Genomic DNA, 24412 nt, shown 5'->3' with positions numbered 1-24412 from the left:
TAATTATATTATGTAAACTCTTTTTGTAAAACCCCCATAAAAAATGGATGTTTTATATTTTGATATATTAGGTGGAATATATAGTTTAAAAAAGCGGAATACTTTGCGGAAAGTTAAAAACATTTTTTGGATCATATTTCGCTTTTACTTTCATTAATCGGTCAAAGTTACAACTGAAGTATGCATCTAGCCAATTTTTAATGGATAGGTCAGGCGTATTAACGTAGACACCTTTTGTAAATGGAAGCATTGCTAAGCGGAAGTCTTCAACCCATCGAATACTTCCACCAGCACCTTCTGGTTGCTCCCAAGTAGCGAATATTGACATGTTTGATAGTGCTTTTCGGTAAAAGTAAGCAGTCGCCCCATTTGGCACCTCAGCAACAGCACCGCCTAATCCGTGGGAAAATATGGAGGTGGTAAAAAAGGGTAAGTTAAATCGTAATTTCTATTTGATTGCCTTCTGGATCACCTATTACACTTTCATAATAGCCATCTCCAGTAAAACGTGGTCCATTTAATAAAGGATAACCAGCATCTTTTATCACCTTTGTCAGTTCATTCACTCGTTCTTCACTACCGACAGAAAAAGCCATATGAGCATAGCCAGTTATGTTTAAATTAGGCTTATTTTCAACCCCTTTTTTACGCATAAGTTCAAGCCTTGCTCCAGATTCGAACGTAATAAAATAAGATTCAAATTGTTTCATTTCATTATGGTATAACGAGTTTGCTTTACCATTAAAGTATTTTATATAAAAATCACGCATACATTCTAAGTCATTTACCCAAATTGCAATATGTTCAATTTTCATAGGTTTCACCAATCCTATCTGTATCAATTAGGCTTCCACTGTATTAAATTTGCATTTGCATTGCAACAATTTTGCTTTGCTATTAAAGCTAGTTGTTAATTTTTGATTATGTACGTACATACAATATGTAATTAAGTGAATGACCATCATAGTAATTACAGAAAAGGGTGAATACAGTATATGAATCAATTTGAACAAATGATGTACGTTGGTGTCATCATGTCTATTGTACTATCTGTAATGATTTTAGGGTCCTTATATTATAATCCTCGACTTTCGTTAACTGATTATCCGAAAGATATTCAAAAAGTAGTTTTTCCAAAATCGATTCATGAAAAAAAGCAAAGCATTTATTTTAATATTGTATATAATACTATTCTTTTCGGTAGTCCTTTCGTTTCTACATATATACTACATAAGCATGAAAAGTTAATGTATATGGATGCCTATTTACACACTTTTGGTATTTTAATGATTTTCAATTTAGTAGATTTACTTATAATTGATTGGCTAATTTTTTGCTGGATTACTCCAAGGTTTGTTGTGATTCCTAGTACGGAAGGTATGAAAGGATATAAAGATTATAAGTTTCATTTAAGAGGGGCTATTGTCGCTACTCAAATTTTAGCAATCGTAAGTTTATTTTTGGCGGGAATTGCTACAACTATTTAGTGTGAAGAAGAGCATGGAGCTTTTATAAAAGATAAGGAGATTTATAATATATAGAATTAGAAATGAGAATTTGATAGTATTGGAGTAAGGAGTTTTAATAACAGTATATTAAACAATATTAATATACTATTGCAAATGTTTTGATATTATGTAAAATTATACAATTTTACGGAGACATTTGATAAAATTCTAAAAAATATAATGGAGGCTAATATGAAAAAAGTAATTGGCGCAGCAACCGCAACTATTTTTGGATTGGGGGCGTTTACCTCAACTGCTACCGCAGAAACAATCGTAACAGCAGATGTACTTAACGTACGTGAAAAACCGACTACAGAATCAAAAGTGGTCGAAAAAGTAAAGAATGGGCAAGAGTTAAAAGTCATAAATACCGAAGATGGCTGGTCAAAAATTGAGTTGAATGGTAAAGAAGTGTTTGTAAGTTCGGAGTTTACAAAAGATGTATATCATGTAACGGCGAATTTGTTAAATGTACGTACTGAAGCAAACACGGATTCAGAAATTCTTGGCAGACTAAAAAAAGATGATGTAATTGAATCAACGCATCAAGTAAAAGACGGATGGCTGCAATTTGAGTATAAAGGAAAAACTGCTTATGCAAACGTTTCTTTCCTATCAAGTACAGCACCAACTGAAAAGAAAACCGAAGAGAAAACGAAGCAAGTAGCGAAAGTACAAAAATCAGTTAAAGAAAAGAAAGAAGTAAAGACGCAGAAAGTAGCAAAAGCGAAAGAAACAACGAAAGCACAAGAAATAGTAAAGCCTAAAGAAGAGGTAAAAGTCAAAGAAGAAGTAAAAGTCAAAGAAGAAGTAAAAGTCAAAGAAGAAGTAAAAGTTAAAGAAGAAGTAAAAGTTAAAGAAGAAGCGAAAGTGCAAGAAATAGTAAAGCCTAAAGAAGAAGCAAAAGTCAAAGAAGAAGTAAAAGCGCAAGAAATAGTAAAGCCTAAAGAAGAGGCAAAAGTCAAAGAAGAAGCGAAAGTGCAAGAAATAGTAAAGCCTAAAGAAGAAGCAAAAGTCAAAGAAGAAGCGAAAGTGCAAGAAATAGTAAAGCCTAAAGAAGAAGCAAAAGTCAAAGAAGAAGCGAAAGTGCAAGAAATAGTAAAGCCTAAAGAAGAAGCAAAAGTCAAAGAAGAGGCAAAAGTCAAAGAAGAAGCGAAAGTGCAAGAAATAGTAAAAGCTAAAGAAGAAGAAAAAGTACAAGAAATAGCAAAAGCTAAAGAAGAAGAGAAAGCAAGAGAAATAGCAAAGGCTAAAGAAGAAGAGAGAGTAAGAGAAATAGCAAAGGCTAAAGAAGAAGAAAAAGCAAGAGAAATAGCAAAGGCTAAAGAAGAAGAGAGAGCGAAAGAAGTATCTAAAAACAACATACAGTCTGCTAAACGTGAATTAACGGTAGTAGCGACAGCGTATACTGCTGATCCAAGTGAAAATGGTACATATGGTGGACGCGTTTTAACTGCGATGGGTCATGATTTAACGGCAAATCCGAATATGAGAATTATCGCAGTTGATCCGAAAGTAATCCCATTAGGATCTAAAGTATGGGTAGAAGGTTATGGAGAAGCTATCGCTGGTGATACTGGAAGTGCAATTAAAGGTAATCGTATTGATGTTTTAATGGGTTCAAAAAGTAAAGCTATGAATTGGGGAAGACAAACTGTTAAAGTGAAAATTTTATAATAACAATAATTATCCAAATAGAAGTCAGTTCTCTTTATTGAGGCTGGCTTTTATTTTTTTAGTAGAAGGATAATAGGATTTTTAAATGGCTTATTACTAAATCTGTAATTAAGTTACCAGTTTCATTACCAAAAACAACGGTAAAGCTTATAAATATGAAAAATGAAGATATACCTATAGATGAAGATAGTTACTGGGAAGCTTTTGACTTGTTCGGTTCTGAATATGTATGTAGATTATTAGGGGTACCGTTATATGATGATCTTCCAAAGGATTTGGCGTGTCCAACTTGTGCGAAAGAGATGAAATATGTTGCTACAATTACTCAAGATATTGAGGAACGTGGACTTATTTCAGTAGTTAATTTCCAGTTTGGGGAAATGAATATATACTATTATTTATGTATAGATTGTTTAATTATAAAAACTGAAATACAAAATACATAACAAGCCTAACATATTATGTTAGGCTTGTTTTTTGATCGCAACATCATTAAGAATTGCATCAAATATATCTTTTTGCGTAAAGTTATCTGTAAAAATAGTTTCTCTGGCAACCTTAATAGTATCGTGCGGATTATACCATTTTTGTAGGGAATCTTCACCAAATTCGTGTCGTTTGTCCCTTTTGTTATGTCGTCTAATAGTTTCCTCTAATGATAAATCAAAGTAATATGCAAATGCATTTTCATCAAAATAACGAATTAATTCTTTTAACATCTCACCATACCTATGACTGTTCAATATACCTTCTAAAATAACAAATTCACATTTTCCTTTTCCGTACTTCGTAATTTCAAATAGTAAATCATGTGATAAATTACCCATTGTGTCGTGTACTCTAAGCATATCTCTACGTACAATATCCTGTGATACTAAAAGTGTCCCTTGTCCGAAATGTTCTTGTAGTTGTTTTGCAATCGTTGTTTTACCACTTGCGGAGTTTCCTCTAAGAATGATTAAAGTGGATGTAAATATAGGATTAGACATAATGTATTCCCCCCCCAAACAGCATTAATTATATAGAAAATTTTAACAAATAAAGTGAGGAAAGTGTATAATCAATATGATGGATATTTAAGGAGGGGGTAAGATGGGGGATATATTAAAAAATGCACAACCTATATGGAAACGGACTTGGTTTCGTTATCTAGGGGCATTTTTTATTGTTCAGTTACTGTTTATTTTGTGTGAAATAACTGGGTGGGTACCAAACTTTAGGCCAGGCGGAGAGTTTTTTAATAGAATATTAAATTCTCAATTTTTCACTGAATGGTTCACACTCTATACAATCCCGCAATTTAACGTATTTACAGCATTTTTTGCGATTACATTACTACCATATGCATTAGTAGGTGCAATGAAAGATGTAACAGCAAGAAAAAATATAAAGGAATAATAGAGGTATAATATGCTTTTTCAAAAAGAAGGTTTATTGATTAGATACGTAATGGAAGATGATGCATCTATCATTTCTAAATGGTTAACGGACCCAGCAGTCCTGCGGTATTACGAAGGACGAGATAATCCGCAATCTGTAGAAAAGGTGCTTGATCATTTTATACATAGTCCAAACAGTAATGAAAAAAGATGTTTAATAGAATTTGATACAGTTCCGATTGGTTACATACAAATGTATCCAGTGGATTCAGAGTGGAAAGCGTTATATGGCTATAAAGAATCACAAAATGTATGGGGTATGGACCAATTTATCGGTGAACCAGCCTATTGGGGAAAGGGAATTGGAACAAAACTCGTTCAGGCAGCAATTACATATATTATGGGTGAAATGGGAGCAGAAGCAATTGCAATGGATCCGAAAGTAAATAATGAACGGGCAATAAAGTGTTATGAAAAAAGTGGATTTAAAAAAGTAAAGATTTTAAAGGAACATGAGTTGCATGAGGGGAAATTAGAAGATTGTTGGATGATGGAATATAAACAATAATAATGGCTTATACAAACAAAGGGGGATGTGTGAAATGAAAAAAGCATTAATCGTAATTGATGTGCAAGCGGGTATGTATACAGCTGGAATGCCAGTACATAATGGGGGGAAGTTTTTACAAACATTGCAAGAGCTTATTAGGGAATGTCGTTCAAATGATATTCCAGTTATTTATATCCAACATAACGGTCCTAAAGATCATCCGTTAGAAAAAGGTACGGATGGATGGCGAATCCATGCGGCCATCGCTCCGCAAGAAGGAGATAATATAGTTGAAAAGACGACTCCAGATTCATTCCATAATACAAACTTAAGTGAAGTGTTACAAGAGAAAGGAATTGAACACGTTATTCTTTCGGGAATGCAAACAGAGTATTGTGTAGATACGACAACGCGCAGAGCATGTAGTGAAGGATATAAAGTAACGTTAGTGAGTGATGCACATAGTACATTTAATACAGAAGTGTTACGTGCTGAAGATATTGTGAAACATCATAACGCAGTATTGGGAGCGTTTGCGGATGTTGTTGCAGTAAAAGACTTAAAAGTGGCTGCCTCTAAATAAGAGGCAGTTTTTTATTAGAAAAAATAGCGTCAAATATTGTTAGTAGGTCGGTATTTTGAAATAATCACTTATATAATTTCACGTACCATAATGAAAAAATACAAAAAAGGAGCACCACATAATTAAAAAGGGCGCTCCTGCATTAAAACGTTACTTTTTTTTATCTTTATCCAATATATTTTGTTCTTCAGCAAACTCTGTACCATATGCAAAGCGGCGATTAATACGAATGTTATCATTATTGTGCCTTGTATGAGAGTTAGAGAAGCGATGAACGATTACTTCAGATAAAGTGAAGACGATGGCAGAAAGGATACTGCCCCATGCAATTTGCATATAGTTGTCTAATAAAATATTACCGAAAATCCATACGCTTAAATATGTTAATAAGAAATCCGACATAATGGCACCAGTATTGCCAATTCGATTTAAAATGATTTTATCAACGAACATGTAGGATACGATTGTAACAAAGAGACTGAATGAAATAATTTGAACAAACGTTGCAGGGAAAAATAAAGCAAGCCCAATGCTAAATGCGATAATGCACGATATAAACTTGATAAGCACTACTGTGAAATCATTCAAAATTTACACCTCCGATTTATACATAGTTTTTCAATAAATTCTGGAGTTCATACATTGTAACGGATTTATTTACATAAAACTTTTTCATGTTCGGAATTTAGTCTAAATATTATAAAAACAACGAAAAAATGTTATAGTAAAATGAGAGTGTATGACATTTTTAGGTAAGGGGGAATCCAGGATGTGGATTACTTCAGAAGTAGAAATTCCAGATGAGTTAATTGATCACCTTGAGCAAGGAAAGTTAGTATTATTTGTTGGAGCGGGAGTTTCTATGAAAGGGAAATCAAACTTACCGAATTTTGATGATTTAGTTGATGAAATTGCAAAAACGTTATATGTCGAAAAACGTGAAATAACAGAACCACATGATTATTATCTTGGTAAAATTGCGAAAACAAAAGATGTACATCAAGTCGCAAGAGATCTTGTTCATATAGAGAAATCAAAACCGAATCCATTGCATTATGCAATTCCAAGGCTATTTCCTTTAGATACAGAAATCCGCATTGTAACAACAAATTTTGATCAACATTTTACAACAGCAATTAAAGAAATAAATAGAGATATCAATGTTTATTACGCTCCAGCTTTACCGACTGGGAGAGCTTTTAAAGGTCTTGCTTACATACATGGTAATGTAGAACAGGAGAAAGAGGCTTTAATTTTAACAGATGGTGATTTTGGAAGGGCTTACTTAACGGAAGGGTGGGCGAGAAGATTTTTAGTTGATCTATTCTCAAATTACACCGTTTTATTCGTTGGATATAGTCATAATGACCCAGTAATGAAATATTTAGCAACTGGTTTACCACCAAGTACAAGACGATTTGCTTTTGTCGCACAAGGAGAAAATACGTACCATTGGGAACATTTAGGGATAAGACCAATTGTGTATCCGAATAAGGTGAATAATCATCAATCCCTCGTAAAAGCGGTAAAACGCTGGGCTGAATTAATGGGTGATAATTATATTACGAAAAGAATGCGTATTCGGGATATTGTAACGGTTCCCCCGTCAGTAGAACAGGAACAATTATCATACATAAAGCAATCGATTAAAAAAATTGAAACAGTGCGTTACTTTGTGGAATTTGCTCATGATTATGAATGGGTCGAATGGTTAGAAGCAGAAGGTAAATTACAAAATTTGTTTATGCTTACGCCAAACTATAATGAAGTAGATGAATTACTTGCAGAATGGTTAGTGGAACAATTTCTTTTTAGTCATCAGAAAGAATTATTTCAATTAATTTATAAAAACTATTCTAAAATATCACCGTTATTATGGAGAACAATTTGTAACTACTTAAACGAAACGAAGAGTAAGATGGACCCGCTGTTGTTTGCAAGGTGGACACTCCTTTTATTAGAAACAGCTGAAAAAGATAGTAGCTCTATAGAAAAGATTTCTAAGTTACTGCAAAAATGTTCTTTTCCTGAGCATAAAGAAATTGCCTTATTGTTACTAACTTTTATTTTAGACGGAAAACTGAAGTTGAAACGTGTAAGAAAATGGGGAAATGATACGCAAGAATCAATAGAACTCGAGGAATCGAGTCGCTTACCAGTATCTACATTTTCTCATGTGGAGCAAATTTGGAACGAAAAGATGAGGCCATATATCGCTTATTATGCTGTTCCAATTATGATGATCGGATTAGAAAAATTGAGAATGTTGTCGTTAAGACAAACGGCACTGAAAAAAAGAAATAAGGAAAATGTAGAGAAAGAGTTTCATCAAAATGATCTTGCATTTTTAATACGAATTGTAAAAGAGTGTCTAACTTATTTATGCGAAAACAATGAGAAAAAAGCGGATTATTATATTACAGAAATGATAGAAGCAAATAGTGTACTTCAAAAGCGAATTGCAATTGATGCGATGAATAAAAATATTTTTGTTCGTGTAGATGACAAAATGAAATGGTTGTTACATGAAGGACTTCTTTTAGATTTCACTTATAAACACGAAGTTTTTCAACTTTTAAAAAGGCATTATGCACATTGTTTAGAAAAAACAAAAGAAGAAGTCACTCGAACTGTAATAAAGCATCTTACAGAAGAGAGGGTATTTGATGCATGTCTCGTATTAGACTTATTATTCAAGTGTGATTCGAATAGCCCATCTACGGCAAATGGGTATGAGTTAATGAAGCAAAAGCATCCTCATTTTCATTCTGAACGATACAGTGTACAAAAGAAAGAAGATACAGCAGAAAGCATTACTTGTAATGTAACTGCTGACGGATTATTGCAGCTGAAAGATGTTGAAATTATGAAGCAAGTTCAGCAATTTTCGCAAGATGGTGTTTTTGAACAACGCCATTTTTTAGAGATGTTATCAAAAGCATGTAAATTAAACACAGAATGGAGTATTTCATTTGCATACCAATTAGTAGGAGTGCAAGAAATAAGTAATGAAGTATGGTTTGTTTGTATTAGAGAATGGCGAAATAATCGAGGATTGACGAATGAGCAAATCCAAAAAATTATTCCGCTATTGCAGAAATTTGTTAGAAATACTGCTTTTCATTGGTTAATTAGTAGTTTTCTATATGAAATTAGTAATCGACTAGAAGAGTTAGAAGAGAACAGTATACGTGTTGTAAAACGATTTGCTTTTTCAGTGTTCCCTCAAGTTATGAAGAGTGATACAGACTTTAAGCTTGGGAAACAAGATTTTTATAATGAATCAATTCAGCATCCAGTTGGAAAAATGACGGCTGTATTATTAAAGTTGTTATCATATGATCATTTATACGATCGTAATGTATATGAATATTTATTTTTATTTGAAGAACAAGTAAGAGTTAATTCGGAACGAACAAACTTTATGTTTGCTCGTTTAATAGCAGATATTACATTTCTATATCATATTGAAAAACAATGGTGCCGAAAATATTTGTTACCATACTTAGATTTAAAAAAACAAAATGAGATTACGGAATATGCATGGGCCGGCTTATGTTACACGCAAATAAATTTACCTTTATTTACAGAAATGAAGCGATTTATTAAGTATGCGATAGAACATTTGGAAGTATTACATCCGCATACGAGAGAAGCTTTCTTGAAGTGGCTTAGCTTTGTATTTATTAAATGTGTACTATATTGGGAGCAAAAAACAAATTGGTTATACCCGTTACTCATACTAGAAAATGAAGAAAATAAAATTAAGTTTATGCAGTTTTTATGCTATTACGTCAAAACATTAAGTGTAAAAGAACAACAAAAGTTTTGGACAGCTTGGCTCAGTGTATTTTTGCGAGAACGACCAAAAATGGGTGAGATAACTGCGAGAGAATATGTGATGCTTTTACGTATTATTTTATACATGGATGAAATATTAGAAAAAGGATTATGTATTATGTCTCGTGCATTTTCAAGTGTACATGGTAAATGTACAGGTGAGGAAATGAAGCGGTTATTGATTGAAATGCTTCATAAAAAAGAAAGTATGAAAGCGCATAAAGAAATGTTTGCAAATGTGTTTTTTATTTTACTACAAACATGTCACGAAGCCGTTTTATTTGAAAAAGAAATCATACAAATAAAAGAATTATTAGTTCAGTATGAAGTAGAGGAATATGTTTTACATTTACTAGAAAATGAAATAATTCGCATAGGAATTGTAATGGGTGATTTACAAAAAGAATTATAGGACGAAAGTGGAATTTTAAAAAATATATAAAAAGTTGTTGACAGTGTTTTGAAAAGCGTTCTATAATACGAATCATACTTATTCAATTTCAAAAACATTTGAATAAACAAAGTGCAATGAAGAGATCACAGTAGTGGTTAGTCTTACTGTAACAGAGAGCTGGTGGTTGGTGTGAACCAGTACAGGGATAATCATGAATTACAGTCTTGGAGCATCTTTTTCGTAATAAAGATAGTTTGTCTTTATGAGGAAAAAGCGGTCAATTGATCGTTAACAGTGAAGAGAGGTAGACGGAAAGTTAGTCTACAACTAGGGTGGTACCGCGATAAATATCGTCCCTACTGATTTATTCAGTAGGGACTTTTTGTATTTTAGTGGTTCAACTTGAAAATTAAATAGTCATGCATTGAAAGGAAAAGCAGTAGTTGTTGTTTCCCTGTAACAGAGAGCTGGTGGTTGGTGCAAACCAGTACATAAACAAGAGCGAATTACAGTCCTGGAGCATCTTTTTCGTAGTAAAGATAGTATTGTCTTTATGAAGGGAAAGACGGTCAGATGATCGTTAACAATGAAGAGAGGTAGACGAAAGAAGTCTACAACTAGGGTGGTACCGCGATAAATATCGTCCCTACTGATTGAATCAGTAGGGCTTTTTTGTACAAAAAAGTGGGTTTTTAACTAGTAGTTCATGTCTTTGTACGAATTATTAGTTTAAAATAAGAAGAGGTATCGATTCCACTATAAATTTGTATAATTAGTCAGTTCAGAAAATAGAGAATTTTTTATTCTCTTACTATACTTTTAAAACATTAGAGGAGGATTTCCAAATGGCAAATCATGAATTAGATCAATTACGTAAACAGGTAGATGAAATTAACTTACAACTATTACACCTTTTAAACAAACGTGGTGAAATTGTTCAAAAAATTGGAGAGCAAAAGCAAGTACAAGGCACGAAACGCTTTGATCCAGTACGTGAGCGTGAAGTACTTGATATGATTGCAGAGCATAACGAAGGACCATTCGAAACATCAACAGTTCAACATATTTTCAAAACGATTTTCAAAGCAAGCTTAGAGTTACAAGAAGATGATAACCGTAAAGCGTTACTAGTATCACGTAAAAAGAAACAAGAAAATACAATTGTTGATGTAAAAGGTGAATTGATTGGAAACGGAACACAAACGTTCATCATGGGACCTTGTGCAGTAGAAAGTTTAGAACAAGTTCGTCAAGTAGGGCAAGCGATGAAAGACCAAGGCTTAAAATTAATGCGCGGCGGTGCATTCAAACCGAGAACTTCTCCATATGATTTCCAGGGTTTAGGAGTAGAAGGACTTCAAATTTTACGTCAAGTAGCAGACGAGTTTGACTTAGCAATTATTAGTGAAATTTTAAATCCGAACGATGTTGAAATGGCATTAGACTACGTTGATGTAATTCAAGTTGGCGCACGTAACATGCAAAACTTCGATTTATTACGAGCTGTAGGTAAAGTTAACAAACCAGTATTATTAAAACGTGGATTAGCAGCAACAATTGATGAGTTCATTAACGCAGCGGAATACATCATTGCGCAAGGTAACGATCAAATTATTCTTTGTGAGCGCGGTATCCGCACATACGAAAGAGCAACACGTAACACATTAGACATTTCTGCAGTACCAATTTTAAAGAAAGAAACACATTTACCAGTTATCGTTGATGTAACACATTCAACTGGACGCAGAGATTTATTATTACCAACAGCGAAAGCGGCACTTGCAATTGGCGCAGATGCAGTAATGGCTGAAGTTCATCCAGATCCAGCAGTTGCATTATCAGATTCTGCACAACAAATGGACATTCCAGAATTCCATAGATTCATGGATGAGTTAAAAGGTTTCAAAAATAAATTATCTTAATTCCATATCATATATGCATTGAAGAGGAAACAGTAGTGCTTATCTCACTGTTAAAGAGAGCTGATGGTCGGTGTGAATCAGTACAAAGGTAAGCATGAATTACAGCCTTGGAGCATCTTTCCCGACAACTTTTGGAGGGTAAGACGGTCGAACGATCGTTAAAGAAGAAGAGAGGTAGACGAAAGAAGTCTACAACTAGGGTGGTACCGCGATAAACATCGTCCCTACTGAGCGCTCAGTAGGGACTTTTTTGTACAAAAAAATAGTAAAGGGGCAAGAGAAATGAGATACATTACAGCTGGAGAATCACATGGACCGCAGTTAACAGTTATTTTAGAAGGTGTACCAGCAGGTTTGACACTTACGGCGGAACATATTAATAAAGAATTATTAAGAAGACAAAAAGGTCATGGACGCGGAAGACGTATGCAAATTGAAACAGATACAGTTGAAATTGTAAGTGGTGTTCGTCACGGGATGACACTTGGATCACCGATTACGTTAATTGTAAAAAATGATGATTTCAAACATTGGACGAAAGTAATGGGTGCAGAGCCAATTTCGGAAAAAGAAAGTAAAGACATGAAACGTACAATTACAAAACCACGTCCCGGACATGCAGATTTAAATGGAGCAATTAAATATGGTCATCGTGATATAAGAAACGTATTAGAGCGGTCATCTGCAAGAGAAACGACAGTTCGTGTAGCTGCTGGTGCAGTTGCAAAACAAATTTTAAGCGAATTAGGCGTGGGAATTGCAGGACATGTTCTTGAAATTGGTGGAGTAAAAGCAAAACATATTTCAAACTTATCAATTGAAGAAATTCAAACAATTACTGAAAACTCACCAGTTCGATGTTTAGATAAAGAAGTAGAGCAAGAAATGATGAATGCGATTGACAACGCAAAAAGTAGTGGAGATTCAATCGGTGGTATTGTGGAAGTCATTGCAGAAGGTATGCCGATTGGCGTTGGTAGTTACGTTCATTACGATCGTAAATTAGATGCAAAACTTGCTGGTGCAATTATGAGTATAAATGCATTTAAAGGTGCTGAAATCGGCGTAGGTTTTGAAGCGGCACGACAACCAGGAAGCAAAGTGCATGATGAAATTCTGTGGGATGAAGAAAAAGGATACACGAGAAAAACGAATAATGCCGGCGGTTTAGAAGGCGGTATGACAACAGGTATGCCAATTATCGTAAGAGGCGTGATGAAGCCAATTCCTACTTTATACAAACCGTTAGCAAGCGTTGATATTGATACGAAAGAAGCATTCCAAGCGAGTATTGAAAGATCTGATAGTTGCGCAGTACCAGCAGCGGGTGTAGTAGCTGAATCTGTTGTGGCATGGGAACTTGCAGATGCACTAGTCGAACAATTCGGAAAAGATCGTATGGAATTATTAAAACAAAACATTATGCAACACAATAACTACGCAAAAGAATTTTAATAAAAAGGTGGGTTTAACGTGCAAGTAAAAGATCAACTATCATCATTACAACCATATAAACCAGGTAAATCACCAGAACAAATGAAAGAAGTGTACGGAGATCATTCGTTTGTGAAATTAGCATCGAATGAAAATCCATTTGGTTGTTCACCGAGAGTTTTAGAAGAGTTGCAAAACTCTTGGTTGGAACATGCTTTATATCCTGACGGAGGTGCTACAACGCTCCGTCAAACAATCGCAGATAAGTTGCATGTGCAAATGGAACAAGTACTTTGTGGTAGTGGTTTAGATGAAATCATTCAAATGATAAGCCGCGCCGTATTACGAGCGGGAGATAACATTGTAACAGCAGGTGCAACATTCCCGCAGTACCGCCATCATGCGATTATTGAAGGGTGTGAAGTGAAAGAAATTCCTTTAAATAAAGGTGTATACGATTTAGACGAAATTTCGTCAGCGGTAAATAATAATACGAAAATCGTATGGATTTGTAATCCAAACAACCCGACGAGCACATATGTGAATGAGCAAAAATTAACTCAATTTATTGAAGGCATTAGTGAAAATACGTTAATTGTCATTGATGAAGCGTACTATGAATACGTAACAGCAAAAGATTTCCCTAAGACATTACCGCTTTTAGAAAAACATAAAAACATTCTTGTACTTAGAACGTTTTCTAAAGCATACGGATTAGCTTCTTTCCGCGTTGGATATGCGATCGGACAGGAAGAGCTAATTGAGAAATTAAATGTCGTACGTTTACCATTTAACGTATCTTCATTAGCGCAAAAAGCAGCGACGATTGCTTTTGGTGATGACGAGTTTATTAAAGAAATAGTTCACATGAATACAGAAGGATTACAGCAATACGAGAGTTTCTGTAAGGAAAACGGTATACCATTTTATTCGTCACAAACTAATTTCATCTTCTTACCGGTAGATAATGCTGGAGAGATTTATGAAGCTTGTGCACATGCAGGATTTATTATTCGTCCGTTCCCGAATGGTGTCCGTATTACAGTTGGAACAAGGGAGCAAAATGAAGGGGTGATTTCAGTGTTAAAACAACACTTTGAAAATAAAAAAAATAAGTCTCGAGATGAGGCAAATGCGTAAAAAGGTAGTATTAATTGGAACAGGTTTAATAGGAGGCTCTCTCGCTTTAGCAATTAAGAAAGAGCACGATGTAACGATAACAGGGTACGATATATTTAAAGAGCAAGTAGAGCGTGCAAAAGAATTACACGTAGTAGATGAAATAGGAGTTGATTTACAGCGTGCATGTGAAGAGGCACATTTAATTGTTTTTGCTTCTCCAGTTGAAGAAACGAAGAAGCTATTACACAAACTTGCGTCATTCCGTTTACGAGAAGATGTTATAGTGACTGATGTTGGTAGTACAAAAGGGTCTATTATGAACGAAGCGGAAGCTTTATTTTCAAAGGATGTTTCTTTCATTGGTGGACATCCGATGGCGGGTTCTCATAAAACGGGAGTTGAAAGTGCAAAGGCACATTTATTTGAAAATGCATTTTACATTTTAACACCGATGAATCACGTGCCAAATAAACAAGTGGAAGACCTTAAAGTATGGTTAAAAGGAACAGGGTCACATTTTCTTGTTTTAAATACGGAAGAACATGATTATGTAACAGGGATCGTTAGTCATTTTCCGCACCTTATCGCAGCAGGTTTAGTAAAGCAAGTTGAGAAACATGCAGGAGATAATCCGCTCATTCATCAACTAGCTGCTGGAGGTTTCAAAGACATTACACGTATCGCATCTAGTAGTCCAAAAATGTGGAGTGATATTGTAAAGCAAAATCGAGAGCATTTAATGGTATTATTAAAAGAGTGGATCTCTGAAATGGAAGATTTATATAAAACAGTTTCTACCGGAGATGCAGGCGAGATTCAAAACTATTTTGCAGATGCGAAAGAATACCGTGATTCTTTACCAGTAAGAAAGAGAGGGGCAATTCCTGCCTATCACGACTTATACGTCGATGTATTAGATAAGGTGGGGGCATTGGCTCATATTACGAGTATTTTAGCGCGCGAGGAAATTAGTATTACGAACTTGCAAATATTAGAAGCGCGTGAAGGACTGCTTGGGGTATTACGTATTAGCTTCCAAAGGGAAGAAGATCGTATGAAAGCAAAGCTAGCGCTTGGAGAAGAAGAATACCAAACTTATGAAACAATTTAAATGAGAAGGTGAAAAACGTGAAAGAAAGAACAATACAACCTGTTAATAACGGATTGAATGGCAATATTACAATCCCAGGTGATAAATCCATTTCACACCGTGCTGTTATGTTCGGTTCTATTGCAGAAGGGAAAACAATAATTAAAGGTTTCTTGCCCGGTGCAGACTGTTTAAGTACGATTTCATGTTTTAAAGAAATGGGAGTAGAAATTACGCAAAACGGTGATGAGGTTACTGTAGTTGGTAAAGGATTAGAAGGTTTACAAGAACCGAAAGCTGTATTAGATGTTGGTAATTCTGGTACAACAATCCGATTAATGTCAGGTATATTAGCTAACACACCATTTTTCTCTTGCGTACAAGGTGATGAATCTATCGCAAAAAGACCGATGAAGCGTGTAACAAACCCATTAAAACAAATGGGCGCAAACATAGACGGCCGAGAAGAAGGAACATTTACACCGTTAACAATACGTGGCGGCGATTTAAAAGCAATTGAATATATTTCTCCTGTTGCAAGTGCACAAGTAAAGTCGGCTATTTTACTTGCAGGTCTTCGTGCAGAAGGTGTAACAGCTGTTACAGAACCACATATTTCACGCGACCATACGGAAAGAATGCTCGAAGCATTTGGTGTTAAAGTAACTCGCGAAGGGAAAACAGTGAAGCTGTCAGGTGGACAAAAATTAACAGCAACAGACATTCAAGTGCCAGGTGACGTATCATCAGCAGCGTTTTTCTTAGTAGCAGGTGCAATCATCCCAAATAGTAAACTAGTATTACAAAATGTAGGAATGAATCCAACCCGTACAGGTATTATTGATGTTTTAGAAAAAATGGGTGCTACGTTCACTGTAGATCTAATTAACGAAGAGGCATCAGAACCAGCTGCAAATATTACAATCGAAACATCTTCATTAAAAGGAATTGAAATTGGCGGAGATATTATCCCTAGATTAATCGATGAGATTCCTGTAATCGCATTAGCGGCAACGCAAGCAGAAGGAATTACAGTAATTAAAGATGCACACGAATTAAAAGTAAAAGAAACAAACCGTATTGATACAGTCGTTGCTGAGTTAACGAAACTAGGAGCTCGCATAGAAGCAACTGATGACGGTATGATCATTTACGGAAAATCAGCTCTAAAAGGCAATACAGTAAATAGTTATGGTGATCACCGTATCGGAATGATGCTTGCAATTGCTGGCTGTTTGGCAGAAGGAAAAACAATTATTGAAGATGCAGAAGCAGTAGGTGTATCATATCCTACATTCTTTGACGAACTTCAAAAGTTAGCTAAATAAAAAGGGTGGAAAGCAGATACGTGATGTATCTGCTTTTTTTGTTAAAACGTCCTTGTAATTTCACTTATCGAACTATAATAGTAAGAATTATGATACAATTCAAACAGAGAATGGAGGAGAATTATATGAATGTCATACAATTAAAAGAAGATAAGTTTAGAGAAGCATTACGTTTATCAGAATACGCTTTTCAATATAAAGTAGATGAGGAACGATTACAGCAGCAACTTACAAAAATGAAGGAAAGTCATGAAATATACGGCATTATGGAAGGGGAAGACTTAGCTGCAAAACTACACCTCATCCCGTTTCATATTTACATAGGTAAAGAAAAATTTAAAATGGGTGGCGTTGCAGGAGTAGCGACGTATCCAGAGTACAGAAGAAGTGGGTATGTAAAAGAGCTACTTCAACATTCACTTCAAACAATGAAAAAAGATGGCTTTACAGTCTCTATGTTACATCCATTTGCTGTTTCATTTTATCGTAAATACGGCTGGGAACTTTGTGCGAATCTACTCAAATGTCATATAAGTAAGAGCGATTTAGTGATGAAAAAACAAGTAAATGGTACTGTGAAACGTTTTAATAAAGAAAATCATCCAGAAGAAGTCGAGAAGCTCTATGAAGCATTTGCAGAACGTTTTTCATGTATGTTAGTTCGAGAGAAGAACTGGTGGTTACAAGCGGTTTATGATGATTTAACATTAGCGATTTACTATGATGAAAATAAAAAAGCAGCAGGTTACATGTTATACAAAATAGAAAACTATAAAATGACAGTAGAAGAATTTGTACCACTGCATAATGAAGCACGAAATGGTCTGTGGAACTTTATTTGTCAGCATGATTCTATGATTAAAGAAATTGAAATGACAGTAAGTGAAAGCGAACCGTTATTATATTCATTGCAAGAGCCACGCGTGAAGACAGAAATAAAACCATATTTTATGGGAAGAATTGTAGATGTAGAGCAGTTCTTTAAACAATATGAATTAAACTGGAACAATGTACAACAAGAACTAATTTTACATATTACAGATTCATTTGCACCGTGGAATAACGTATCAGTGAGGTTTGCAAATCATGAAATAACAATAATAAAAGAGAAAACAATAGATAAAGGCATCAAACTGGATATAAACGAGTTATCTACAATAATGTTCGGCTATAAACGTCCGTTACAACTGAATGAATTAGAATTAATTAGCGGAAGTGAAGAGGAAATACAAGCTTTTGAGAAAATAGTTCCGGTACGAGAAGCATTTATTTATGATTTCTTTTAAGTTTTCAATAGAAAATCGGGCTGCCCAAAAACAATTTTTGGGACAGCTTTCTCTTTGGTTGTCGGTAAGTCGATATATCCTGAAAATCGCTGATATAATTGGAGATGCGCCGATATATTATGAAAATCGCTGATATAATTAGACTTGCGCTGATATATTCTAATAATCGTTGATATAATTTTTTCACTAAAACGTAACTATACTTTGTCACGCACTTGACTTTTAATCCATGTAATTTATAATTAAAAACGGAATGAATTTTCATTCCTGGAAATAGAGGTGGAAAAAATGGCTAAAAACAAACAAGAGGATATTTTTGATGCTGCGATGCAACTTTTTGCAGAGCGTGGTTACGATGGTACGACAATTCCAATGATCGCTGAAAAAGCAAATGTCGGTGCGGGTACTATTTATCGCTATTTTGCCAATAAAGAGGCACTTGTTAACTCATTATTTTCAAAAAGCATGTTACAGCTTTCTGAAATGATAAAAACGGATTTTCCTGTTGAAGCAAATATTCGTGAACAGTTTAGTCATACGTATAACCGTTTATTTGAATTTGCGAGAAACAATGTGGATGCTTTTTTATTTACAAATTCTCACTGCGATAGTTATTTTCTTGACGAACAGAGTAAGAAAATATTTGACGATTTTATGGGCTTCTTTATGAATATTATTGAAGATGGAATCGCAAAAGGTTTTCTTCGTCCATTGCCTCCCATTGCTTTAATTATTATTGTATATCAACCGTTAGAAACATTAACGAAAGTAATTGCAACAGGGCAATTAGAATACTCGAAAGAGTTAGTAAAAGAATTAGAAGAAAGCTCTTGGAATGCTATTAGAATCATTTGATTCTATAGCTTTATAAGGACAGGAATGAATATTCATTCCGAAATAGATTTAAAAAATGAGAGTAGGAGAGGGGATTTGCGTAACTAAGGGAATGAACATTCATTCCGGAAAGACTAGTTTAATAGAATTTACAAAATAACGTAATAGAATAATAGGAATGAACGTTCATTCCGTTACTAACGTGAAACTTTCAAAACGGGAGATGATTCAAATGAGCAAGTTAAAAAGTTGGAGAAGTTTATCTTTTCTATTATGGATAGTTATTACTATTACAATGGTCGTAACGATGCCTAATATGGATCAATTAGTGAAAGAAAAAGGGAAAATTACAATCCCTAATACAAAGCAAAGCAGTATTGCTGACAAGATGATGAAAGAGATGGATAAAGAAGGGGTTGAAAAGTATGAAATTATAGCCGTTTTTAATAGTGGCAATAAGGCAGCTTTAACAGATGAACAAAAAAAGGAAATAACAAAAACAATCAACGCCCTGCAAACTGAAAAAGAGCAATTAGGAATTAAGGAAGTTGTTTCACATTTAGACAATAAAGACTTGGAGAAACAATTAGTTTCTAAAGATAATACGACTATTTTAACGCAAATATCGATAGATAAAAAACATGGTGAAATATCAAAAGTTTCAAATAATCTTCATGAAAAAGTGCAAACGAAAGGGGTAAAAACGTATTTAACAGGAAGTGACTTAATAGCGGGTGATTTTCTTAAATCCTCTCAAGAGGGAGTGAAAAAGACAGAAGTTATTTCAATTATTTTCATTCTTGTAGTATTAATCCTCGTATTCCGTTCACCAGTTGTTCCAATTGTTTCTCTTCTTACAGTTGGTATATCGTATTTAGTTTCAATGGGGATTATTGCCCAGCTTGTAGATCAATTTAATTTTCCATTCTCAAACTTTACACAAGTGTTCGTAGTCGTCGTCCTGTTTGGGGTAGGAACAGATTATAACATTTTATTATATACGAGGTTTAAAGAAGAATTAAGTAAACAAGAAAATGCATTTTTAGCTACGAAAGAAACATTCAAATCAGCAGGTAAAACTGTATTATATAGCGGAATAGCGGTGCTAATTGGTTTTGCATCACTTGCTTTAGCAAGTTTTAAATTATATCAATCTACTTCAGCGGTAGCAATTGGTGTTTTAGTATTATTACTCGTATTAACGACTTTAAATCCATTTTTCATGGTGCTTTTAGGAAAAGGAATGTTTTATCCAGTTAAAACATTTAAAGGTCATGAGGATAGTCGCTTATGGGGATTCTTTGCGAAAAACTCAGTAGCAAGGCCATTTGTCGCTTTAATCATCGTATTCGTAATATCGATTCCTTTCGTATTAAAATACTCTAATACACTTAATTACAATGATTTATTTGAAGTGGATAATAAGTATGAATCCAAGATGGGTATTAACGTAATAGAGGATCATTTTCCGCCTGGTTTCTCTTCACCGAGTACATTAGTCATTCAATCTGATAAAAAGCTGGATGAAGGAACTTCTCTACAAATTTTAGACGAATTAACTGATAAAATTTCGAAAGTTAAAGGTGTGTCAGAAGTATATGCACCAACACGTCCAACTGGTGAGAAGATAAAAGAATTATATTTAAATAAGCAAGCGGGAGAATTGAATACAGGATTAGGAGATGCCGATGGTGGCATAAAGGAAATTAATGATGGATTAACAGATGCGAAAAATAAAATGGGAAGTAATGATTCAAATAGTCTTGCGAATGTTCAAAAATTAATTGATGGAACGAACGAGGCGAAAAACGGGGTATCAGCATTAGGAACAGCTTTACATCAATTATCAAATGGCATAAACGACGGTGCACAAGGAGCACAGCAAATTGAGAGTGGTTTAGCTTCAGTAAACGAAAATATAAATGTTCTATCTAATGCAACGTCGCAGCTGCATGCTGGTTATGCACAGTTAGAAAAAGGTTTAAACTCTTACGATCAATACTTCGGAAGTATTTCTCAAGCGATTGATGGTGCGAAAAAGGGATATGAACAAATTGAAATGTTAATGACCAATTTCGTTCAAACGAAACCAGAATTAGCGAATGATCCAAACATACAACAAACGATAGGAATTGCTAAAGAGGCTCAAAAGAAATTAAGCGTACTTTCAAATGAATTAAATCAATTAGCAACACAGCACAAAACGGCGATGAGTTCATTTAAAGAAGCGAATCAATCGTTACTGAAAGTGGATAACAGCTTAAAAGAAATGAGCAATGGAGTTAATAAGTTACAAAAGGGAGCAGCCGATCTTAAAAATGGATTAAATGAAGGTTCTTCAGGTTCAAAACAAATTGCAAATAAATCAGTTGAGTTACAATCTGGATTAACGAAAATAAACGATGGGCAAGGACAAATTTTAACGGGCCTTAAAGACCTGCAAGAAAAGATGGGGCAATTACAATCCGGTTTATCTAAAAGTACAGAAGGGCTTGGAAAAGTAAGTAATGGCCTGCATGACGCACAAAAATATTTAGGGGAGCTCAATGAATCGAAGAGCTCTGAGAAGTTTTATATTCCAAAAGAAGTGCTAGAGGGAGAAGATTTCCAAAAAGCATTGAACACGTACATGTCGCAGGATAGAAAAATTGCTAAAATGACTATCATTTTAGATGTAAATCCGTATTCAAAAGAAGCGATGCCAATTATTCAAGAAATCAATAAAACAATCGATGGCACTGTAAAGGGAACGGAATTACATGATGCGAAAACAGCAATTGGCGGAACAACAGCTAGAAACGTTGATTTAAAAGAAGTAACAGGGCAAGATTTCTTACGTACAGCTACAATTATGTTAATTGGAATTGCGATTGTATTAATCGTAATTACACGCTCATTACTAAACACAATATTTATTATTGGCTCATTACTATTAGCGTACTTCGCATCACTCGGTATAAGCGAACAAATTAGTGTACATGTATTACATGTAGATTCATTAAGCTGGAATGTTCCATTCTTTAGCTTCATTATGATTGTCGCTTTAGGAGTGGATTATAGTATTTTCGTAATGATGCGCTATAACGAGATAGAAGGGGATTCGGTAACGAAAATTGTAACTGCATCTCGTCATATAGGAGGAGTTGTATTATCAGCTGCGCTAATTTTAGGCGGGACATTTGCAGCATTAATTCCATCAGGTGTATTAACACTTATACAAGTTGCATCAGTAGTTGGCGTTGCACTTCTTCTATTAGCTTTAATTGTGATGCCGATATTATTACCGGCGTTAATAGGGTTAACGAGTAAAATGAAGAGTTACAAAGAGAAAATAATAAATACGAAATAAGAAGAGACTGTAGGGAATGATTTCTCTACAGTTTTTTCGGTATATAATATTTCAGATGAAAATGAATCCGATATATTACAGAATGAGCAGTGAAAGGTTATATGAGAAAGAGGTCGATGATATACATACAATAGCTAGGGGAATGGACAAAAACTATCCGATTTCATTGTAGAAAGGTAATCAACCGTTGCTATTCATCCAGCTTCTACTATATAATAGCTATAGTCTACAATAATTGAGTCGTAATATGCGATTTTTTAAGACAATCGGTGAGAAAACGCTGAAATAAGCGGTATTAGTAGGAGGACACAAATGATTACAGTAAGTAACGTTAGTTTGCGTTTCGCGGATCGCAAATTATTTGAAGATGTTAACATAAAATTCACGCCAGGTAACTGCTACGGTTTAATCGGAGCAAACGGTGCTGGTAAATCTACATTCCTAAAGATTTTATCTGGAGAAATTGAACCATCAACAGGTGACATACATATTACGCCAGGTGAGCGTCTAGCAGTATTAAAACAGAACCACTTCGAATATGAAGAGTTCCCAGTATTAGAAACAGTAATTATGGGTCACACGCAACTTTACAAAGTAATGCAAGAGAAAAATGCTATTTACATGAAAGAAGACTTTAGTGATGAAGATGGAATGCGCGCTGCTGAACTTGAAGGTGAGTTCGCTGAGCTTAACGGTTGGGAAGCTGAGTCAGAAGCTGCAATTCTTCTTAAAGGTTTAGGTATTGGTGAAGACCTTCATGATAAGAAATTGTCAGAATTAACTGGGGCAGAGAAAGTAAAAGTATTACTTGCTCAAGCTTTATTCGGTCAACCTGATATTCTATTATTAGATGAGCCTACCAACCACTTGGACTTAAAAGCGATTCAATGGTTAGAAAATTTCTTAATGAACTTTGAAAACACAGTTATCGTAGTATCCCATGACCGTCACTTCTTAAATAAAGTATGTACGCACATGGCTGACCTTGATTTCGGTAAAATTCAACTTTATGTTGGTAACTATGACTTCTGGTATGAGTCAAGCCAATTAGCTTTAAAATTAACACAAGATGCTAATAAGAAAAAAGAAGAGAAAGTAAAAGAGTTACAAAACTTCATTGCACGCTTTAGTTCAAACGCTTCTAAAGCGAAACAAGCAACTTCTCGTAAAAAATTATTAGACAAAATTACATTAGATGATATTAGACCGTCATCACGTCGTTACCCATTCGTTGGCTTCACACCTGAGCGTGAAGTAGGAAATGACTTATTAACTGTTGAAGGTCTTTCTAAAACAATTGATGGTGAAAAAGTGTTAGATAATGTGTACTTCACTTTAAATAAAGGTGATAAAGTTGCATTTATCGGCCGTAACGATATTGCGATGACAACATTATTTAAAATTCTTATGGGTGAAATGGAGCCGGATAGCGGTTCATTCAAATGGGGTGTTACAACCTCTCAATCTTACTTCCCAAGAGATAACTCTAAGTACTTTGAGAACAGTGATTACAACTTAGTTGAATGGTTACGTCAATTCTCTCCACAAGATGAGTCTGAAAGCTTCTTACGTGGTTTCTTAGGCCGTATGTTATTCTCAGGTGAAGAAGTTAAGAAGAACGTTTCTGTATTATCTGGAGGTGAAAAAGTTCGTTGTATGTTATCTAAAATGATGTTAAGTGGTGCGAACGTAATCACACTTGACGATCCAACGAACCACTTAGACCTTGAGTCAATCACAGCATTAAACAACGGTTTAATTGCATTCAAAGGTACAATCTTATTCACATCTCATGACCATCAGTTCGTGCAAACAATTGCAAACCGCATTATCGAAGTAACACCAAACGGTGTAATCGATAAAGAGGCTACTTATGATGAGTTCTTAGAAAATGAGGAACTTCAAAAACAAGTAGATGCAATGTACAAAGGTCAATAATATATAATGAAAAAACTCGTTCTTTTTAGAGCGAGTTTTTTTGTCGAGAAAACGTAACATCGCTGGTCGGTCAAATGAATAATTATTCAAATATAATATTAATGAACAGGAGAATTCTTTCATGTATGGAAGGGATGTAATGACTTTAAGATTTAAAGAGTTAGTTGAAGAAGGGAAA

General features: G+C 34.6%; 19 protein-coding genes, 1 pseudogene and 3 other annotated features. Of the genes and pseudogenes, 16 read left to right on the top strand and 4 right to left on the bottom strand.

Translation table 11 applies throughout. From position 1 onward, the window contains the following. Positions 1–85: 85 nt before the first annotated feature. Both GBN78_RS21420 and GBN78_RS21415 read right to left on the bottom strand, forming a co-directional pair. The gene (locus GBN78_RS21420; RefSeq protein WP_002005328.1) at positions 86–376 is read right to left on the bottom strand and encodes a BBE domain-containing protein; all 291 of its coding nucleotides are present in this window, start codon (positions 374–376) and stop codon (positions 86–88) included. A gap of 58 nt (positions 377–434) precedes the next feature. Next, positions 435–815, bottom strand: a complete 381-nt coding sequence (locus tag GBN78_RS21415) for a VOC family protein (RefSeq protein WP_000687533.1) — start codon at positions 813–815, stop codon at positions 435–437. Positions 816–995: 180 nt separating this feature from the next. Here GBN78_RS21415 and GBN78_RS21410 point away from each other — a divergent pair, with 180 nt between their 5' ends. The 3 genes and pseudogenes from GBN78_RS21410 to GBN78_RS21400 all read left to right on the top strand — a co-directional run. Then, positions 996–1487: a hypothetical protein gene (locus tag GBN78_RS21410; RefSeq protein WP_001071233.1), complete on the top strand. Its 492-nt coding sequence runs from the start codon at positions 996–998 to the stop codon at positions 1485–1487. A 213-nt stretch (positions 1488–1700) separates the two neighbouring features. Then, positions 1701–3185 (top strand): cell wall-binding protein EntB, encoded by a 1485-nt coding sequence (entB, locus tag GBN78_RS21405; RefSeq protein WP_152127689.1) that lies wholly within the window; start codon positions 1701–1703, stop codon positions 3183–3185. Between the two features lie 107 nt (positions 3186–3292). Further along, positions 3293–3631: pseudogene (locus GBN78_RS21400) on the top strand (hypothetical protein); the annotation flags it as partial. An 18-nt stretch (positions 3632–3649) separates the two neighbouring features. On the opposite strand, the gene GBN78_RS21395 reads toward GBN78_RS21400, so the two are convergent. After that, positions 3650–4174: a kinase gene (locus GBN78_RS21395; protein WP_000070078.1), complete on the bottom strand. Its 525-nt coding sequence runs from the start codon at positions 4172–4174 to the stop codon at positions 3650–3652. A 103-nt stretch (positions 4175–4277) separates the two neighbouring features. Here GBN78_RS21395 and GBN78_RS21390 point away from each other — a divergent pair, with 103 nt between their 5' ends. The 3 genes from GBN78_RS21390 to GBN78_RS21380 are packed head-to-tail and all read left to right on the top strand — an operon-like array spanning position 4278 to position 5697. Continuing rightward, entirely contained in the window at positions 4278–4583 is a 306-nt protein-coding gene (locus tag GBN78_RS21390) for a YfzA family protein (protein WP_000502342.1), read from the top strand. A gap of 12 nt (positions 4584–4595) precedes the next feature. Continuing rightward, the gene (locus GBN78_RS21385) at positions 4596–5132 is read left to right on the top strand and encodes a GNAT family N-acetyltransferase (RefSeq protein ID WP_098299686.1); all 537 of its coding nucleotides are present in this window, start codon (positions 4596–4598) and stop codon (positions 5130–5132) included. 34 nt (positions 5133–5166) lie between these two features. Further along, positions 5167–5697, top strand: a complete 531-nt coding sequence (locus GBN78_RS21380) for a cysteine hydrolase family protein (protein WP_000709539.1) — start codon at positions 5167–5169, stop codon at positions 5695–5697. 150 nt (positions 5698–5847) lie between these two features. On the opposite strand, the gene GBN78_RS21370 is transcribed toward GBN78_RS21380, so the two are convergent. Then, the gene (locus tag GBN78_RS21370) at positions 5848–6285 is read right to left on the bottom strand and encodes a YndM family protein (RefSeq protein ID WP_000997702.1); all 438 of its coding nucleotides are present in this window, start codon (positions 6283–6285) and stop codon (positions 5848–5850) included. Between the two features lie 181 nt (positions 6286–6466). On the opposite strand from GBN78_RS21370, the gene GBN78_RS21365 reads away from it, so the two are divergent. The 10 genes from GBN78_RS21365 (at position 6467) to GBN78_RS21320 (ending at position 24234) form a co-directional block, all read left to right on the top strand. After that, the gene (locus GBN78_RS21365; RefSeq protein WP_142330765.1) at positions 6467–9949 is read left to right on the top strand and encodes a DUF4020 domain-containing protein; all 3483 of its coding nucleotides are present in this window, start codon (positions 6467–6469) and stop codon (positions 9947–9949) included. 107 nt (positions 9950–10056) lie between these two features. Then, positions 10057–10292 (top strand) — a binding site (T-box leader). A 54-nt stretch (positions 10293–10346) separates the two neighbouring features. Continuing rightward, positions 10347–10582 (top strand) — a binding site (T-box leader). Between the two features lie 194 nt (positions 10583–10776). Then, a complete protein-coding gene (locus tag GBN78_RS21360; protein WP_001273575.1) occupies positions 10777–11853 on the top strand; it encodes a bifunctional 3-deoxy-7-phosphoheptulonate synthase/chorismate mutase in 1077 nt (358 codons plus the stop codon). Between the two features lie 9 nt (positions 11854–11862). Continuing rightward, positions 11863–12082 (top strand) — a binding site (T-box leader). A 53-nt stretch (positions 12083–12135) separates the two neighbouring features. Then, positions 12136–13308: a chorismate synthase gene (gene aroC, locus GBN78_RS21355; RefSeq protein ID WP_001269428.1), complete on the top strand. Its 1173-nt coding sequence runs from the start codon at positions 12136–12138 to the stop codon at positions 13306–13308. An 18-nt stretch (positions 13309–13326) separates the two neighbouring features. After that, a complete protein-coding gene (gene hisC, locus GBN78_RS21350; protein WP_098299688.1) occupies positions 13327–14427 on the top strand; it encodes a histidinol-phosphate transaminase in 1101 nt (366 codons plus the stop codon). Beyond that, positions 14420–15520, top strand: coding sequence for a prephenate dehydrogenase (tyrA, locus tag GBN78_RS21345; RefSeq protein ID WP_001228131.1), 1101 nt, complete (start codon positions 14420–14422; stop codon positions 15518–15520). Before hisC ends, tyrA begins: the two co-directional genes overlap by 8 nt. A gap of 17 nt (positions 15521–15537) precedes the next feature. Further along, on the top strand, positions 15538–16827 hold the full coding sequence (aroA, locus tag GBN78_RS21340) for a 3-phosphoshikimate 1-carboxyvinyltransferase (RefSeq protein ID WP_030026099.1): 1290 nt from the start codon (positions 15538–15540) through the stop codon (positions 16825–16827). Positions 16828–16952: 125 nt separating this feature from the next. Next, on the top strand, positions 16953–18113 hold the full coding sequence (locus tag GBN78_RS21335; protein WP_130067931.1) for a GNAT family N-acetyltransferase: 1161 nt from the start codon (positions 16953–16955) through the stop codon (positions 18111–18113). Positions 18114–18401: 288 nt separating this feature from the next. Continuing rightward, positions 18402–18968 carry a TetR/AcrR family transcriptional regulator gene (locus GBN78_RS21330; RefSeq protein WP_053514299.1) on the top strand — a complete coding sequence of 189 codons (567 nt, stop codon included), beginning with the start codon at positions 18402–18404 and terminating at the stop codon, positions 18966–18968. Between the two features lie 211 nt (positions 18969–19179). After that, positions 19180–22296 (top strand): MMPL family transporter, encoded by a 3117-nt coding sequence (locus GBN78_RS21325; RefSeq protein WP_141444405.1) that lies wholly within the window; start codon positions 19180–19182, stop codon positions 22294–22296. Positions 22297–22608: 312 nt separating this feature from the next. Then, the gene (locus tag GBN78_RS21320) at positions 22609–24234 is read left to right on the top strand and encodes an ABC-F family ATP-binding cassette domain-containing protein (RefSeq protein WP_000633864.1); all 1626 of its coding nucleotides are present in this window, start codon (positions 22609–22611) and stop codon (positions 24232–24234) included. Positions 24235–24412: the final 178 nt, after the last annotated feature.

It is taken from the genome of Bacillus sp. B2-WWTP-C-10-Post-4, from assembly GCF_009183805.1.
GTDB classification, from domain to species: domain Bacteria; phylum Bacillota; class Bacilli; order Bacillales; family Bacillaceae_G; genus Bacillus_A; species Bacillus_A cereus.
Note: the sequence above shows the minus strand (reverse complement) of the source record. Positions and strands in the feature narration are given on the sequence as shown.

Excerpts from the sequence above, each read along its gene's own strand:
- GBN78_RS21380 (WP_000709539.1), top strand. The coding sequence starts at position 5,167 with ATGAAAAAAGCATTAATCGTAATTGATGTGCAAGCGGGTATGTATACA.
- aroC (WP_001269428.1), top strand. The coding sequence starts at position 12,136 with ATGAGATACATTACAGCTGGAGAATCACATGGACCGCAGTTAACAGTT.
- tyrA (WP_001228131.1), top strand. The coding sequence starts at position 14,420 with ATGCGTAAAAAGGTAGTATTAATTGGAACAGGTTTAATAGGAGGCTCT.
- GBN78_RS21320 (WP_000633864.1), top strand. The coding sequence starts at position 22,609 with ATGATTACAGTAAGTAACGTTAGTTTGCGTTTCGCGGATCGCAAATTA.
- GBN78_RS21415 (WP_000687533.1), bottom strand. The coding sequence starts at position 815 with ATGAAAATTGAACATATTGCAATTTGGGTAAATGACTTAGAATGTATG.
- GBN78_RS21395 (WP_000070078.1), bottom strand. The coding sequence starts at position 4,174 with ATGTCTAATCCTATATTTACATCCACTTTAATCATTCTTAGAGGAAAC.
- GBN78_RS21385 (WP_098299686.1), top strand. The coding sequence starts at position 4,596 with ATGCTTTTTCAAAAAGAAGGTTTATTGATTAGATACGTAATGGAAGAT.
- GBN78_RS21335 (WP_130067931.1), top strand. The coding sequence starts at position 16,953 with ATGAATGTCATACAATTAAAAGAAGATAAGTTTAGAGAAGCATTACGT.
- GBN78_RS21330 (WP_053514299.1), top strand. The coding sequence starts at position 18,402 with ATGGCTAAAAACAAACAAGAGGATATTTTTGATGCTGCGATGCAACTT.
- GBN78_RS21360 (WP_001273575.1), top strand. The coding sequence starts at position 10,777 with ATGGCAAATCATGAATTAGATCAATTACGTAAACAGGTAGATGAAATT.
- GBN78_RS21325 (WP_141444405.1), top strand. The coding sequence starts at position 19,180 with ATGAGCAAGTTAAAAAGTTGGAGAAGTTTATCTTTTCTATTATGGATA.
- GBN78_RS21390 (WP_000502342.1), top strand. The coding sequence starts at position 4,278 with ATGGGGGATATATTAAAAAATGCACAACCTATATGGAAACGGACTTGG.
- entB (WP_152127689.1), top strand. The coding sequence starts at position 1,701 with ATGAAAAAAGTAATTGGCGCAGCAACCGCAACTATTTTTGGATTGGGG.
- GBN78_RS21410 (WP_001071233.1), top strand. The coding sequence starts at position 996 with ATGAATCAATTTGAACAAATGATGTACGTTGGTGTCATCATGTCTATT.
- GBN78_RS21365 (WP_142330765.1), top strand. The coding sequence starts at position 6,467 with ATGTGGATTACTTCAGAAGTAGAAATTCCAGATGAGTTAATTGATCAC.